At 70.5% G+C, this 14,633-nt stretch carries 13 protein-coding genes, 2 rRNA genes and 1 riboswitch; of the genes, 7 read left to right on the top strand and 8 right to left on the bottom strand.

Translation table 11 applies throughout. The features are described 5' to 3' along the window. Window positions 1–266, top strand: a 23S ribosomal RNA gene (locus VF329_13675); the annotation flags it as partial. Between the two features lie 139 nt (window positions 267–405). After that, window positions 406–520, top strand: a 5S ribosomal RNA gene (gene rrf, locus VF329_13670). 51 nt (window positions 521–571) lie between these two features. Here the strand turns inward: rrf and VF329_13665 are convergent. From VF329_13665 to VF329_13655, 3 genes are read right to left on the bottom strand one after another with little or no spacing between them, the layout of a single operon-like run. Beyond that, a complete protein-coding gene (locus tag VF329_13665; GenBank protein ID HEX7082053.1) occupies window positions 572–1,897 on the bottom strand; it encodes a lipocalin-like domain-containing protein in 1,326 nt (441 codons plus the stop codon). 4 nt (window positions 1,898–1,901) lie between these two features. Further along, the gene (locus VF329_13660) at window positions 1,902–4,385 is read right to left on the bottom strand and encodes an FtsX-like permease family protein (GenBank protein HEX7082052.1); all 2,484 of its coding nucleotides are present in this window, start codon (window positions 4,383–4,385) and stop codon (window positions 1,902–1,904) included. Further along, window positions 4,382–5,071, bottom strand: a complete 690-nt coding sequence (locus VF329_13655; protein HEX7082051.1) for an ABC transporter ATP-binding protein — start codon at window positions 5,069–5,071, stop codon at window positions 4,382–4,384. The genes VF329_13660 and VF329_13655 overlap by 4 nt, the downstream gene beginning before the upstream one ends. Window positions 5,072–5,214: 143 nt before the next feature. On the opposite strand from VF329_13655, the gene VF329_13650 reads away from it, so the two are divergent. Then, window positions 5,215–5,409 (top strand): hypothetical protein, encoded by a 195-nt coding sequence (locus tag VF329_13650; GenBank protein HEX7082050.1) that lies wholly within the window; start codon window positions 5,215–5,217, stop codon window positions 5,407–5,409. 135 nt (window positions 5,410–5,544) lie between these two features. Here the strand turns inward: VF329_13650 and VF329_13645 are convergent, their stop codons facing one another. The 5 genes from VF329_13645 to VF329_13625 all read right to left on the bottom strand — a co-directional run bounded on the left by VF329_13645 (window position 5,545) and on the right by VF329_13625 (window position 9,794). Then, a complete protein-coding gene (locus VF329_13645) occupies window positions 5,545–6,213 on the bottom strand; it encodes an HAD-IB family hydrolase (GenBank protein ID HEX7082049.1) in 669 nt (222 codons plus the stop codon). After that, entirely contained in the window at window positions 6,210–6,842 is a 633-nt protein-coding gene (locus VF329_13640) for a CDP-alcohol phosphatidyltransferase family protein (GenBank protein ID HEX7082048.1), read from the bottom strand. Before VF329_13640 ends, VF329_13645 begins: the two co-directional genes overlap by 4 nt. Window positions 6,843–7,022: 180 nt before the next feature. Continuing rightward, a complete protein-coding gene (locus tag VF329_13635; GenBank protein ID HEX7082047.1) occupies window positions 7,023–7,793 on the bottom strand; it encodes an ABC transporter ATP-binding protein in 771 nt (256 codons plus the stop codon). After that, the gene (locus VF329_13630; GenBank protein ID HEX7082046.1) at window positions 7,790–8,851 is read right to left on the bottom strand and encodes an iron ABC transporter permease; all 1,062 of its coding nucleotides are present in this window, start codon (window positions 8,849–8,851) and stop codon (window positions 7,790–7,792) included. Before VF329_13630 ends, VF329_13635 begins: the two co-directional genes overlap by 4 nt. Then, window positions 8,841–9,794, bottom strand: a complete 954-nt coding sequence (locus VF329_13625) for an ABC transporter substrate-binding protein (GenBank protein ID HEX7082045.1) — start codon at window positions 9,792–9,794, stop codon at window positions 8,841–8,843. Before VF329_13625 ends, VF329_13630 begins: the two co-directional genes overlap by 11 nt. A 127-nt stretch (window positions 9,795–9,921) precedes the next feature. Then, a riboswitch (cobalamin riboswitch) is annotated at window positions 9,922–10,109 on the bottom strand. An 83-nt stretch (window positions 10,110–10,192) separates the two neighbouring features. Here VF329_13625 and VF329_13620 point away from each other — a divergent pair. The 4 genes from VF329_13620 to VF329_13605 all read left to right on the top strand — a co-directional run bounded on the left by VF329_13620 (window position 10,193) and on the right by VF329_13605 (window position 14,632). Then, window positions 10,193–12,094, top strand: coding sequence for a PDZ domain-containing protein (locus tag VF329_13620; protein ID HEX7082044.1), 1,902 nt, complete (start codon window positions 10,193–10,195; stop codon window positions 12,092–12,094). Between the two features lie 73 nt (window positions 12,095–12,167). Then, window positions 12,168–12,806, top strand: coding sequence for a glycerol-3-phosphate 1-O-acyltransferase PlsY (plsY, locus tag VF329_13615; protein ID HEX7082043.1), 639 nt, complete (start codon window positions 12,168–12,170; stop codon window positions 12,804–12,806). A gap of 48 nt (window positions 12,807–12,854) precedes the next feature. After that, the gene (locus tag VF329_13610) at window positions 12,855–13,826 is read left to right on the top strand and encodes a biotin--[acetyl-CoA-carboxylase] ligase (protein ID HEX7082042.1); all 972 of its coding nucleotides are present in this window, start codon (window positions 12,855–12,857) and stop codon (window positions 13,824–13,826) included. After that, complete coding sequence (locus VF329_13605; GenBank protein HEX7082041.1) at window positions 13,823–14,632, top strand: type III pantothenate kinase; 810 nt, start codon at window positions 13,823–13,825, stop codon at window positions 14,630–14,632. Before VF329_13610 ends, VF329_13605 begins: the two co-directional genes overlap by 4 nt. Window position 14,633 lies beyond the last annotated feature (1 nt).

Genomic DNA, 14,633 nt, shown 5'->3' with positions numbered 1-14,633 from the left:
AGGGGAGCTGCTCCTAGTACGAGAGGACCGGAGTGGACGTACCTCTGGTGTTCCGGTTGTCACGCCAGTGGCACTGCCGGGTAGCTATGTACGGAAGGGATAACCGCTGAAAGCATCTAAGCGGGAAGCCCACCCCAAGATGAGATTTCCCCGGGGACTCGATCCCCCTGAAGGGCCCTCGAAGACTACGAGGTTGATAGGCTGGGTGTGGAAGCTCAGTAATGGGTGAAGCTAACCAGTACTAATTGCCCGTGAGGCTTGACCATATAACACCCAAGGGCGTCTGACCCGAAGGTGGCGAGCTTCGAGATGCATGCGGCGCCGGCGGTCCTCCACCGTCCGGACGGATCATTCCAAATTGTGCGCGGCGTGCGGCGTTTCCCGCCCGTCGCGCTCACCGGTTTGCCTGGCGGTCATAGCGGACGGGAACCACCCGATCCCATCCCGAACTCGGAAGTGAAAACGTCCAGCGCCGATGGTAGTGTGGGCTTGCCCACGCGAGAGTAGGTCACCGCCAGGCTTTCAATTCGCGAGACCCCCGGTGCCGAGAGGCGCCGGGGGTCTTGCTTTTTCAGCGCGTCGGCCGTGCCCGACGATACCCCGCGAGCTCGAGATAGCCGTTGCCCTCGATCGGCCCGTCCTTCGACGTGCCTTCGATCCGTACTGCGCCTTCCCAGTAGCGCACCGTGAGGTCGATCTCCTGATCGTCGACGTACGGGCGGACTTCGAGATCGAGCGCGGCGGACGGCACCTCGACCTTCCATGCCGTCGGATACCGGATCCCGCTCCGCCCGCTTTCCCACCAGTCGAGCGGCTCGAGGCGCATGTCGTCTTCGGCGAGCGGCGTGCGGCGGCCTTCGGGATCGACGAGCGAGCCGCCGCTGAAGCGGCTCGCGCTGCCGTCCTCCCGCCGCAGGCGATACAGCATCACGTCCGTGCCGTCGGAAAGCTGCAGCGCAAACCAGTCCCAACCTTCGATGCCGGGGCTGAGCGCACTGGTCGACCATTCGCGGTCCATCCACGCGGAGCCCTGCACCTCGTGCTCGCTTCCGTCGACCTCGACCGAGCCGCGCGCGGTCATCCGCGTGAGCGAGTAGTAGTACGACGCGTTCCCGGCCTCGGGCCCCTTGCGGTCGAGCCCGCGCTCGCCGTGCAGCGTTGGGGGCTTCACGGCATCGAGCGCCAGCCGGATGCCGATGCGCTCGCCTCGGGCCTCGAGCATGAAGCTGTGAGGGCTCCCGCCCGGCGGCGTGCCGGCCGTCCAGTCCTCGACCCAGACGCGAAACGGCTCGACGCGTGTGCCGGCGAGGCCGAGCGCGCCGCGCGTCAGCCGCTCCTCGGCGACGAGGCGACCGTTTGCGGTGTCCGTCACGGCGAGATGCGCCATCCAGACCTGATTCGCGGCCCACGCCGACGGGCTCTTGGGTGCATCTGGTCGCAGCGCGAAGCGGAAGAACGTGAGCTCGAACCCGTAGTGGCGCTCGCCGCTCCGGAGATTCCCCGTGAAGTACCACCATTCCGCTCGGAACCGGGGATGGGCTGCGTGATCCCGCGGAAAGTCGAATGCGCGCGGCGCGAGCGCGCGGGCAAAGTCGGCGTCGGCCCCCTCTGACGACGACAGCAACCGGATCCCGGTCGGCGGCGACGGGCCGTCGCCGATCGGGTCGCGCGGCTCCGCGGTCGTGCCACCCGGGCTGTCGCCCGGCACGCGGTCCGCGCCGTCGGCCGGGGCAGCGGCGCTTTCGATACCGTCTCGCGCGCCGACGCCCTCCGTCCCATCTCGCGCGGGAGTGCCTTCCGTGCTGGAAGCCGCGCTGTCCGGCGCCCGCTCCCCGCAACCGCAAACCAGAACGGCCGCGAGCATCGACGCGGCGAGCCGGCGAAACGACCCATGCATCTGGCTACTCCTCCCGCAGCGCTGCGGCGAGATCGGCCCGGCGCATGCGCAAAGCGGGGTAGACGCCCGCGAGGAAGGCCGCGCCGACCGCGAGCGCGAGGCCTGCGAGGAGCGGCTCCGGCAGCACGACGAGATCCATCGTCCAACCGAACGAGCGCCGGTTGATGACATGGACCAGCAGCGCCGCGAGGGCCGCGCCGATCGGCAGCGCCGCCAGGCCCGCGGAGACCCCGAGCAGCGTCGTCTGCGTGAGCATCAGCGTGCCGAGCTGACGGGGCGCGAAGCCGACGGCGCGCAGCACGGCATGTTCCCGGGCCTTCTCGAGCTGGATCGACAACAGCGCGCTCAGCACGCCGAGAAACGCAACCACCGCCGCAAGGATGCGCAGCACTTCCGTGATCCGAAACGTCCTGTCGAAGATCTCGAGCGAGATCTCGACGAGACCGGCGGTCGACCGCATGCGCGCGGCGCCGTCGGGCAAGAGCGCGGCGACCTCGTCGCGCACGCGCCCGGCGTCGGCGTCGTCGGCGATGTGCACGCCAAGCGTCGCGATCTCGTCATCCTCCCATATCTCCCGGTAGTGCCCGATCGACATCATCGCCCCGCTGCCGCCCGCGTTGTAATCCCGGTAGACGGCCACGATCTCGAAAGCCCGCGGGCCGTGCGGCGTCGGCAGCGTGAGCCGATCCCCGACGCCGAGACCATGACGGAACGCGAACGGCTCGGAGACCGCGACCGACGGCCGCGCCTCGAGCAGAGCTTCGTCGTCCCCCGCGACGATATCGAGCCCCCAGCCTTCGGGCCCCGGGGAGGCGGCCCGAAGCGACACGGGGCCTTGCGGCGTCGGCAACAGCGCAAACTGCGCGACGCTGACCCCCGTTACGCCCGGCAGCGCTCGGATCGCGTTCACGCCGTCCGCGTCGAGCGACGCGGCGCCGAGCGAGACGTACAGGTCCGCGGTCAGGGTCTCGCCGAGCCAGTCCACCAGGCTCGCCCGAAAGCTCCCGATCATGAGCCCGATGCCGACGACCGTGGCGACGGCGACGGCCAGCGCCGCGGCGGCGACGCCGGTGCGGCTCAGCGACGCCGTGACGCCGCGAACCGCGAGACGTCCGGGCAGCCCGAAAACGCGCGCCGCCGCGGGCTCGACGGCGCGCATCAGCATCGAAGTCGCCGCCGGCGTGACCAGCGCGCCCGCGAGGAGCACGAAGAACAGAGCGGCGAACGCGAGGTAGAGCGATCGCGAGTCCACGGACAGCGCGGCCCCGGCGAGCGCGAGCGCGGGTATCGCGAGACCGGCGGCCCGGCGAGCACGTTGCCGGCTGCGCCGCTCGAGCGCGGCCCGCCGCATCGCGGCGTCCGGCGACACGCGCGACGCGTCGACGGCCGGACCGAGCGCCGACACGAGCGTCGCGGCGACGCCGAGCGCGGCTCCGCGCGCGTAGATCCACGGCGACGGTGCCGCGTCCGACACGGCCGCGGAGAAATAGAAATCGCCGATCGTCGCGAGAACGAGGTCGACGAGACCCCGCGCGAGCCAGTGGCCGAGCAGCAGGCCGGCCCCGGTGGCGATCGCGCCGATCGCCGCGGCCTCGGCGAGCACGTTGCCGAGGAGCCGCCGGCGGTCGAGCCCGATCGCGAGCAACGCGCCGTAGACGGCGCGCCGCTGCACGATCGCGAACGACATCGTGGAGTAGATCAGGAACATCCCGACGACGAGCGCGAGCAGCCCGAGCGCCGCGAGATTCGTACGGAAGGCGCGCGCGAGCTGATCGAACCCTTCGTTCGTGCCGGCCGCGACCAGGGTCGTGCCGGCCGGCGGCTCCGCGGCGAGGCGGCGCGCCTCCTCCTCCGAGAGCCGCAGGTCGATCCGGTCGATGACGCCGTACGTTCCGGTGAGCGCCTGCACCGTGGCGATGTCCGCGACGACCGGCGGCTCCGCGTCGCCGCCCGTTTCGCGCAGCGTGCCGGCCACGACGATCGTACGGGGGCGGCCGCCGACGAGGATCTCGAGCTCGGTGTCGGGCGCGGCGCCGAGCCGCTCCGCGAGCGACTCCGGCAGCAGAACGGTTCCGGGCTCCGCGATCAGCCGCGCCGCGGCGCCGGAAGCGCCGGGCACGAGACCGACGAGGCCGCGCACGTTCGGCTCCTCGATCGGATCGACGCCGAGCATCCGGAACCGGCGCCCGGGGGCGTCCCGCAGCGCGAAGTCGGTCTCGACGACCGGCGCCGCGTGCGTCACGCCGCTTCGGACGAGCTCCGCGAAGACTTCCTCGGGCAGCCCGCGGCCGACGGGCAACAGCCGGTGCGTCGTGCGGCCGAGCACCGCCTGCGACGACAGCTCGAACGCGCGGCGTGCGCTGTCGTTCGCGAGCGTGACGCCGACATACACCGCCACGCCGAGCGCAACTCCGGCGATCGCGAGCGCGAGCTGCCACGGATGGCGCAGGAAGAACCGGCGCGACGCGCGCAGCAGAAGCCGGGTCACGGCGCCGTGTCCTCGAGACGGCCGTGGCGGATCGTGAGCACGCGGTCCGCGAGGCCGATGACCTCGGGGCTGTGGGTCGCCATGATCAACGTCGCGTGCCGCCGCCGGCACGTCTCGTTCAGCAATCCGAGCACCCGCTCGGCGGTCTCGAGATCGAGGTTTCCCGTCGGCTCGTCCGCGAGCACGAGCGCGGGCTCGTGCGCGACTGCGCGCGCGATCGCGACGCGCTGCTGCTCTCCGCCGGAGAGCTCCTCCGGAAAGCGCGACTCGCTGCCCGCGAGGCCGAGCTCGTCGAGAAGCGCTGCGACCCGCGCTTGCGTCTCCGTCTTCGAAAGGGCGTTCAGGGCGAGCGGCAGCTCGATGTTCTCGGCAACGGTCAGCGTCGGGATCAGATTGAAGAACTGAAACACGAAGCCGATCTCGCGGCGGCGGAACGCAGCCCGCTCCGGCTCCCGCATCCGGTCCAGACGCCGCCCCGCGAAGGCGACGCTGCCGGAATCGGGCGCCTCAAGGCCGCCGATGAGCCGCAGCAATGTCGACTTCCCGGAGCCGCTGCGCCCGACGACAACGAGAAATTCTCCGCGTTTTGCCGAAAAATGGATGTTGTCGAGAACGGTCAGATTGCCGTAGGCTTTCGAGACTTGCGAAAGCCTCACCTGACTCTCCACAGCTGCTTCGTCGTCCATGGCGACCGATCCTACGTGCTCAGGCGGCTTTCGCCCACGCTCCCGTGCTCCGGCTTTCAGGTTACAGGACCGCCGAGCGCGTCGAACATCACCCTGCCGGGGCGGGCCGTTCGGGAGAAGAATCACGGTGAGGCTGAGACCGGATGTCCTATGACGAAGTTCGCGATTCCTTGGGTCGTTGTCGCAAGGCGCTCGAGAAGGGCGACCAGGAGCTCGAGCTCGAGCGTCTGCTCGATGCCCTCGAGCAGCTCACCGGGGCACTCGAGTCGGATCTGATGCAAGTCAAGGGGGCGCTGAGCCACCTTGCTCGGCTGCTCGAGGAACATCGCAGGCATTGAACGCGGCGCGTGAGCGCCCGTCTTCCGGCACGCCTTGGCACGGACGGGGCGAATCGCGCCCCCCGGCGAGAACGACGCGGTTCGCGCCGGCCCTCCGCACCGGACCGAGGTCGTTACAGCGGCCCGAACGAAGCGCTAACGGAGCAGGGCCGATTCCGCGGCCGAATCCGTGATGATCTCCCAATCGTGCTCGAGCGCGACCCGCAGCAGCTCGGCGTCCGGCCGCACGGCCACGGGCTCGCCGACCGCGCGGAGGAGAAAGAGATCGCGTTTCGAGTCGCCGTACGCCGCGACCTGGCGCAGGTCGAATCCGAGCTCGCCGGCGAGCCGCGTGACTAGATTCAGCTTCGCCGCGTCGTAGGGGTGCAACTCGGGCGGGTTTGCGAGAAACGCGCCGTTGCGCTGGCTCGTCAGCGTCGCACACACGTAGCTGACGTTGAGCTGGTCCGCGAGCGCGCGGGCGATCGGGTACAGCGTGCCGGACATCAGGACGACGACGTCGCCCCGGTTCAAGTGCTGCTTCAGCCGTTGCACGGCCGGCTCGTACAGCCGGTGCATCAGCTTTTCCGCCACGAACTCGCGCGCGAGCGCCTCCACCTCCTCGACCCGTAACCCGCTGAGATACGCCTTGTTCTTTCGCGGCGTGTGGATGCCGCCGGTCGGAAGGTACCGGAGCATGAACAGCACGAAGGCGACGAGCTGACGGATACCCTGCTTGCCGCGCAGGAGCAGGTACCACCAGAACAACCGCTCCGACCCGCCCCGCACGAGCGTCCCGTCGATGTCGAAGATCGCGAGCTTCATCGCTTCTGCCCCGTCGTTCCCAGGATATCCTCTTTCTGGGAGAGCACAAACTCGATGATCACGGGGAGGCCTCGGACGATGCAGAGGAGCACTGCCAGGTAGACGAAAAGGTACGTCAAGCCGCTGATCAGCCAGTCGATTCGGTCCCAGATCTCGGGCAGCACCGCCGGAAACGGCAAGAGCAGCGCGAGGCCGCAGAACGCACACGCCTTCACCACCGCGTAAAAGGCCCGCATGAACTTTCCCGATACCAGGAATTTGCCGGCAGGCGATTGCATCAGCGCAAACGGCGCCACCCCGCGCGAAACGGAGTTGCTGGATCGAATCGTGTCGACGACGACGCCGCGGATGATGAACACGAGCGGCACCCAGATCGGGATCAGATCGATGTCGGCCGCGACCACCCATAGCGTGAGCTCGACGACGCGGTCGCCGGCGATGTCGAACAGCGCACCGAAGAGGCTCGTCTCGTTGCGCTTACGGGCGATGTAGCCGTCCAGCCCGTCGGAGACGAAGATCAGAATGATCAAGAAGAAGCTCGCGAAGTGCCATGCGCTCATCGGCTGATAAGCCAGCCAGACGACGAGGATCAGAAGGACCAGCCGGCTCAGCGTGACGAGATTGGCCATGGGGAAATTATACGCATCCGCCCGTAAGGGCCCCGACGGCCGCGGCAACGGTGCGACGTGGTGGATGGAGACGCGTCTAGGAGAGAGCGCTCACGTCGCGTGCGATCGCTTGACGCACGAAAAAGAAAAAATGGCGTCGGACACCTTCCGCGAAAAAGGTGTCTGACACCATTCCGGGGGTCACGAGTCGAGCTGCCGCCATGGCACGACCACCGGGGCGCCGCGGTGGCGGGCGAGGTAAGGCTCGATCCTGTAGTGGCGCCCGAGCGGTCCGGTCGTCAGCACCTCCTCGGGCGCGCCTTCGCACGCGACGCCGCCTCGATCGAGCAGGACGACCCGGCTGCAGAAACGCGCGGCGAGCGCGACGTCGTGCAGCACCGCGACGACCGTGCGGCCCGCCGCCGCGTAGTCGCGCAGGACGTGCATGATTTTCAGCTGATGGTAAGGGTCGAGCGATTGAATCGGCTCGTCCGCGAGCAGGACCGGAGCCCGGACCGCGAGCGCGCGAGCGAGCAGCACGCGGGCGCGCTCTCCGCCGGAAAGCCGGTCGACCGCACGCTCCGCGAACGGTGCCGCGTCGCATTGATCGAGCGCCCACTCGATGGCTGCGACGTCCTCGTGCCGGAGGCGTTCGCCGAAGCCGAGGTGCGGCATCCGTCCGAGCGCGACGAGGTCGGCGCCGCGCATCGGCCAGTGCGCGGCCGGGGACTGCGGCAGGTACGCGATCGTGCGTGCCCGCTCCCGCGCCCGCAGCGAATCGATCGACGTGCCGTTCAACGACACCGCGCCGTCATGGCGGAGGAGGCCCGCCACGGCTTTCAGCAGCGAGCTCTTGCCGGCACCGTTCGGGCCGACGAGGCCGACGAGCCCCGGCGGCAGCTCGAGCGTCGTCGGGCGCAGCGCGACCCGAGCGCCGTAGCGGACCGCGACGCGATCGAGCACGAGCGTCATGCGGGGCTCCCGCCGCGCGGTCTCAGCACGAGATGCAGGAAGAACGGCGCGCCGACGAGCGCGGTCACGACGCCGAGCTTGAGCTCCGGGCCCGGCGGCATCAGCCGGATCGCGACGTCGGCGGCGAGCGTCAGCACGGCGCCGCCGAGAAAGCACGGCAGCAGCAGCCGGCGGGGATGATGGCCGACGCGGGGCCGCAGGACGTGCGGCACGACGAGGCCCACGAAGCCGACGACGCCGGCCGCGGCGACCGCCGCGCCGACCGCGAGCGCGGTCCCGCCGATCACGAGCCATTGTGTCCGGCGCGGATCGAATCCGAGGCTTTGGGCCGTCTCCTCGCCGAGCGTCAGCGCGTCGAGCCCGCGCGCGGCCGCGCCGATCAGGAGCCAGCCGGGCACCATCAGCGGCAGCGCGAGCCACACGTGCGCAAGGCTGCGATCGGCCAGCGAGCCGAGCATCCAGAACAGGATCTCGAGCGCGGCGTAAGGGCTCGGCGCGAAGTTCAGCGCGAGCGACGTCAGTGCCGCAGCGAACGCGTTGATCGCGATGCCGGCGAGGATGATCGTGACGAGCTCGCCGCGCCGCCCGGCGAGCGCGTACAGCGCCCCGAGCGCGGTCAACGCGCCCGCCACGGCGCCGGCCGGAAGCAGCAGCGAATCGGCGGCCGCCAGGCCGAAGTAGAAGACGAGCACCGCGCCGAACGCGGCGCCGCTCGACGCGCCGAGCAGCCCGGGCTCCGCGAGCGGGTTGCGCAGCAGGCCTTGAAGCGCTGCGCCGCACAGTCCGAGCGTGCCGCCGATCAGGAGCCCGAGGAGGGCCCGCGGCAGACGGATCTCGACGAGCACGGTCCGCGCGATCGCGGGATCGCCGAAGCCGAGATCGGGGCCGCCGCTCGTGCGGCCGATCGCGAGCGAAAGCGGCAGGGCGACGGCGAGAAGCGCGGCGAGGACGCCGAGCACGACCCGATCGCCGGGCGCTGCGCGCGGCGGCGCGAGCGGCGACTCGCGTTCCGGCTGCCGCGCCCGGAGCTCCGCCTGCGCCGCGGCTTCATTCCGCACGCGACTGCTCCGCGAGGCCGTCGGCGAACGAGATCGCCCGTCCGCGGAAGGCCTTTCCGTTCTCCCGCTCGCTGCGGGCCGCGGCGGCTGTCGCCGCTCGGCGCATCGTCTCGACGGCGTCGAGGATCTGGGGCAATCCGCAGCTCCATTGGGACGCGGGGACGGTCGCTGTCGTCACCCGCGCGCGCAGCGCGTCGAGCGCCGGATGCGCGAGCACGGCGTTCGCGAGCGAGGGCTGGCCGAGGCGGTAGTTCGTGAAGATCAGGAGCTCCGGATCCGCGTTCAGAAGCGTTTCCATCGACAGGCTCCCCCACCGGTCGAGCCCGCGCTCGGCCGAGACGTTGCGCAGACCGGCGAGCGTCATCATCTCCTCCGCGAGCGTTCCCGCTGCGACCGTGAAGCCTCCCGGCCGCACGACGACCGCGTCGACGGTTCGCGCCGGGAGCGTGCGCCGAAGCCGTGCGAGCTGCGCGCGCATCTCCGCGATCACCGTCTCCCCGCGCTCGGCTCGGCCGATCGCCTGCGCGACGCGGCGCACGTTCCTCTCGATCTCCTCGAACGTCGACGGCGGCTCGATCGCGACGACGTCGTAGCCGACGTCGCGGAGCAGTGCGCGCGTGAAGGAATTCGTGAACGCGCCGCCGATCACGACGTCGGGGTCGTACCGGAGAATTTCCTCGGCCGAACCGTAATTCAACGGAAAGCGCGCCGCTCGTGCGGCGAGCATCGACTCGTCGGGGTCGGCGGACAGCCAGCTCAACGTCAGGATTTGCTCCGGATCCGCGACGCCGAGCACGAGCTGATCCGCGCACAAGTTGATGGACGCGACCGAGGGCCGATCCGCTGCGTCCGCCGGCAAACCGAGCAGCGCAAAGGTCCCGACCACCAGCGTTGCGCAGATGCGGCCGATCACGACGATCGCGCGGCGTCGGGGGCTCCCCATGCTGCCACTCCCGTCGATGGGCGGAGCGCGCGGAAAACATTCCTACGGCACGGCGACTCCAGCCCGCGTTAATCTTCGAAGAGTCGTCACCGCGACGAATGGGCCGCACCGCATGCTTCCCCGGCACGCGGAAGGACGACGTGGCGGCAGGTTTCCTGGCTCACGGCTCGAGCGGTTTCGGCAGGCCTTCCCAGAGCTCGCGCTCCAGTGGCCGTCGGACGCGAAACCTCGCCGTCTACAGTTGCGGGGACAGCCGCAGCTTCGGCACTGCGTTCCCTTTTGACTCCGAAGAGCACCGCCTTCGCGCAACGATAGGAGCGGGCCGCGCCGTTTGCAACATTCGCGAACGCCCGGGGCCGCGCGCTCGGCGGCTGTGCGACAATATGCGCCTCCTTCGGGTGAGAGCGAGCGCCGCGCCGAAGGCATGGAAGCTGCCGTTGCCGCCGGCAGGCTCGAGCGCTCTTACGGCCGCTCGGCCGGCGCCGTGGGAAGAGTCGAGGAGAGAGCCCCTGATCCGCTATCGCGTGCGGCTGCACGACCTGAACCGTCATTTGTTCGAGGTCGAATGCAGCATTCACGATCCGCAGCCTTCGCAACGTTTTCAGATGCCGTCGTGGATTCCGGGCAGCTATCTGCTGCGCGAGTTCGCCCGTCACGTCGTCGGGATTCGCGCGGAGAGCGGCGGGCGCGCGTTGCGCGCCGAGCAGCTCGACAAGAGCACGTGGTGCTGCCGCGGCGCCGAGCGCGAGCTCACCGTCACCGTCCAGGTGTACGCGCTCGACGCGTCGGTGCGCGGCGCGTGGCTCGATCCGCGCCGCGGCTTCTTCAACGGCACCTGCTTGTTTCTGCTTCCCGAAGGCCGCGACGACGACACGATCGAGCTATACCTCGAGGCGCCGTCCGACCAGCGCTGCGCCGACTGGCGCGTGGCCACGGCGATGCGGGCCGCCGAGGTCGACGCCCGCGGCTTCGGGCGCTACGCGGCCGAGAGCTACGACGAGCTCGTCGACCATCCTTTCGAGATCTCCGCGTTCGAGAGCGTCGAGTTCGAAGCCGCGGGCGTCCCGCATCGGCTCGTCGTCGCGGGCCGCTTCGACTCGGATCTCGCCCGGGTCGCGGCCGACCTGACGCAGCTCTGCGAAACACAGATCGACTTCTTCGGCCGGCCGGCGCCGTTCGACCGCTACACGTTTCTCGGGCTCGCGGTCGGCGACGGCTACGGCGGCCTCGAGCATCGCGCCTCGTCGAGCTTGGTGTTCAACCGCGACGATCTGCCGAAGCCCGGCGAGGTCGGCGTGCCCGCGGAGTATCAGCGCTTTCTCGCGCTCGTGAGCCACGAGTATTTCCATGCATGGCACGTCAAGCGCACGAAACCGGCCGCGTTCATGCCGTACCGCCTCGATCGGCGCAACCACACTCGGCTGCTGTGGGTCTTCGAGGGCATCACGAGCTACTACCAGGAGCGCTTTCTGCTGACGAGCGGGCTGATCGCCCCGAAAGCCTACTTGAGGCGCCTCGGCGAGGCGTTGACCCGCGTGTACCGCACGCCCGGGCGCTTCCGGCAAACGCTCGCCGACTCGAGCTTCAACGCCTGGGACATTCTCTACAAGCCCGAGGCGAACGCGCCGAACGCGAGCATCAGCTATTACGCGAAAGGCGCGCTCGTCGCGCTCGCGCTCGACCTGCTGCTGCGGACGTCCTCGGCGAAAACTCTCGACGACGTGATGCGCGAGCTCTGGCGGCGGTTCGGCTCGGTCGGCAAGGGCCTGCCGGAGGACGGCTTCGAGCGGATCGCGGCCGAAGTCTCGGGCGTCGATCTCGCGGACTTCTTCGAGTGCGCCGTCCGCCGCACCGAAGATCCGCCGCTCGCGGAGCTGCTCGCCGGCGTCGGCATCGCTCTCGAGCTGCGCCCGCAGACGGGCCCTGAGGACAAAGGCGGCACGCCGCCGCGCGCAGGCGCACCCGTGCCGATGGCGATCGGCGCCGCGTACCGGGCGAGCGAGAACGGCCTCGAGCTGACCGCCGTCCTCGACGACGGGCCGGCGCAGCGCGCCGGGCTCGAGCCCGGGGACGTGCTGATCGCGCTCGATCGCCTCAAGGTCACGGACCGCAACCTGAAGCGGCGCCTCGCACGGTTCGAGCCCGGCGAGCGCGTGACGGCGAGCGTCTTCCGCGGCGACGAGTTGCTCGAGTTCGGCCTCACGCTCCGCGCCGCGCCGCCGGATACGTGCTGGCTGCGCCAGCTCGACGACGCCGACTCGGCCGCGGTCGAGCGTCGTCGAGCGTGGCTCGGGGAGTGATCGCGCCCGGACGCCCGTTCGCGCTTCCTCCGCCCTTCCAGCCGCTCCGTAACCGCGTAACATTGCGTCAGCCATGATCGAGCTCGGCCTCAAAGTCACGCTGGCGTACCTGATCGGCTCGGTGCTCGGCAGCCTCGTCGTCGGCTACGTGAAGGGCGGCGTCGACATTCGCAAGCTCGGCAGCGGGAACGCGGGCGGCACGAACGCGCTGCGCACTCAAGGAAAGGCGTTCGCGTTCTGGGTGCTGGTCATCGACGTCGGCAAGGGCATCCTCGCCGCCGCGTGGATACCGGGGCTCGCGATTCCGGGCATCGGCATCGATTCGGCCGTGCCGCGCGAGCTCGTGCTGTACGGCACCGCGCTCGCGGCGATCGTCGGGCACGTGTTCCCCGTCTGGTTCGGTTTCCGAGGCGGAAAGGGGGGCGCCACGGCCGCCGGTCTTCTCGTCTACTTGGATCCCGCTCTCGGCGCTTTCGTCATTGCGTGCTGGATCGGCGTGATCCTGCTCACCGGATTCGTCGGTCTCGCGACGATGAGCTCGGCGGTCGCCGCGGCCGCGCTCATCGGCTTCACGCGCCTGTCGGAGGAGCCCGGTTTCTTCTGGTTCGCCGTGCTCGTTGCCGCGCTGATCGTGTACACGCACCGCGGCAACATTCGCCGCATGGTCGACCGGACCGAGCCGCGTTTCGGACGCGCGCAGAGCAGCAAATGACGCGGTGAGGCCGGCGCGCCGCGCCGATTTATGACTCCGGAAGCCTTGATGAGACAGCTCGCCGACGGCCGCTGCCATTCCGGCGAAGCGCTGGCGGCGCGTTTCGGCGTGACGCCCGCGGCCGTGCGCGAGCATGTGGCGACGCTCGAGCGCTGGGGGCTCGAGGTCGATACCGTGCCGGGCGGAGGGCTTCGCCTTGGCGGCCCGCTCGATCTCCTCGATGCCGAAGCGCTCTGCGCCGCCGTCGCTCCGCGTGCCGCCCGCCGCGTCGAGCGGCTCGAGATCTTCACCGAGCTCGACTCCACGAACCGCTACCTCCTCGAAACCGCGTTGCCCGGGCCCGGCGCGATGACGGTATGTATCGCGGAGTTTCAGCATGGCGGCCGCGGGCGGCGCGGCCGGCGCTGGTACGTGCCGATCGCGGCCGGGCTCTGCCTGTCGGCGGGTTGGCGATTCGCTCGAACGCCGTCCGAGCTCGGCGCATTCCCGCTCGCCGTCGGCGTCGTCGTGAGGCGAGTGATCGCGCGGCTTTGCGGCATCGCCGTCGAGCTCAAATGGCCGAACGACCTCGTCTGGGACGGCCGCAAGCTCGGCGGCATTCTCGTCGAGAGCGTCGCGGACGGACAGGGAGGCTTGCACGCCGTCGCCGGAATCGGAATCAACGTCGCGATGCCCGACGCGCAGCTCGCGGTGGTCAGCGATTGGCCGCGGGGTGCCGCGGACCTCGCGCATGCGACCGGAGGCGCACCGCCGCGGCGCCTGCGGCTCGCGGCCGCGCTGATCGAAGCGCTGGCCGACGCGTTCGCCTCGTATCCGGCGAGCGGCTTCGCGCCTTACCGGGACGAGCTCGCGGCGGCGGATTGTCTCTGCGGGGAGCGCGTCGTCGTCGCGGACGTGGCGGAGACCTGGAGCGGGACGGCGCGCGGCATCGACGCGTCGGGCGCGCTCCTCGTCGTCGACGATGACGGCCGCGCCCGGCGCGTGATCTCCGGCGACGTGACCGTGAGGCGGCGCTCGTGACGGCGCTCGTCGTCGACATCGGCAACGCGCGCGTCAAGTGGGCGCTCGCCGATCGCGGGAGGATCGGCGCGACCGGGGACGCGCTGCACACTGGCCGCGTCGACGACGCGATGGCCGCGCTCGACGCGGCGCTGCCTCCGGGCGTCGAGCGCGTGGTCGTCGCGAACGTCGCGGGGGACGACGTCGTCGCGGCGCTCGCGGCGCTGACGGAACGCCGCTTCGGCGCCGCGCCCGAGCTCGTCGCGACGCAGCGCGAGATGCTCGGCGTGCGCTGCGGCTACCGTGATCCGAGCCGGCTTGGCGTCGACCGTTGGGTCGCCGTGATCGCGGCGCACCGGATCGCGAGCGAGAAGGGGCCGCGTCCGGCTTGCGTGATCGGCGCCGGCACGGCGATGACGTTCGACGCGGTCGACGCGGCCGGACTGCACCTCGGCGGCTTGATCCTCCCCGGCCCCCGCATCGCGGCGGACGCCCTCGCGCGAAATACGGAGCGGATCGGGCCGACCGTCCCGGCTGCGGAGCGTCCCGGGGGGCTCGAAATGCTCGGACGAAGCACCGACGAAGCGGTCGGGCGCGGCGTGCTGCTCGGGCCGGCCGCGGCGTTCGACCGTGCCGTGGGCGTGATCGCGCGCGAGCTCGGCGAGACGCCGATCGTGCTGCTCGCCGGCGGCGAGGCACCGCTGCTGCGGCCGTGGCTGGAAACCGACGTTCGAGTCGAGGCAGACTTGGTGCTCAAGGGGCTTGCACTCATCGCGGCCGAGACGACGCCCACGGAGCGCGGCGCCGTCGGTCGAACGGCTCGCTAGG

The sequence above is a fragment of the Gammaproteobacteria bacterium genome, assembly GCA_036381015.1.
In the GTDB taxonomy this organism is placed as follows: Bacteria; Pseudomonadota; Gammaproteobacteria; order Steroidobacterales; family Rariloculaceae; genus ZC4RG20.
The sequence above is the reverse complement of the archived record's forward strand: the minus strand, read 5'-3'. Positions and strand labels throughout refer to the sequence as shown.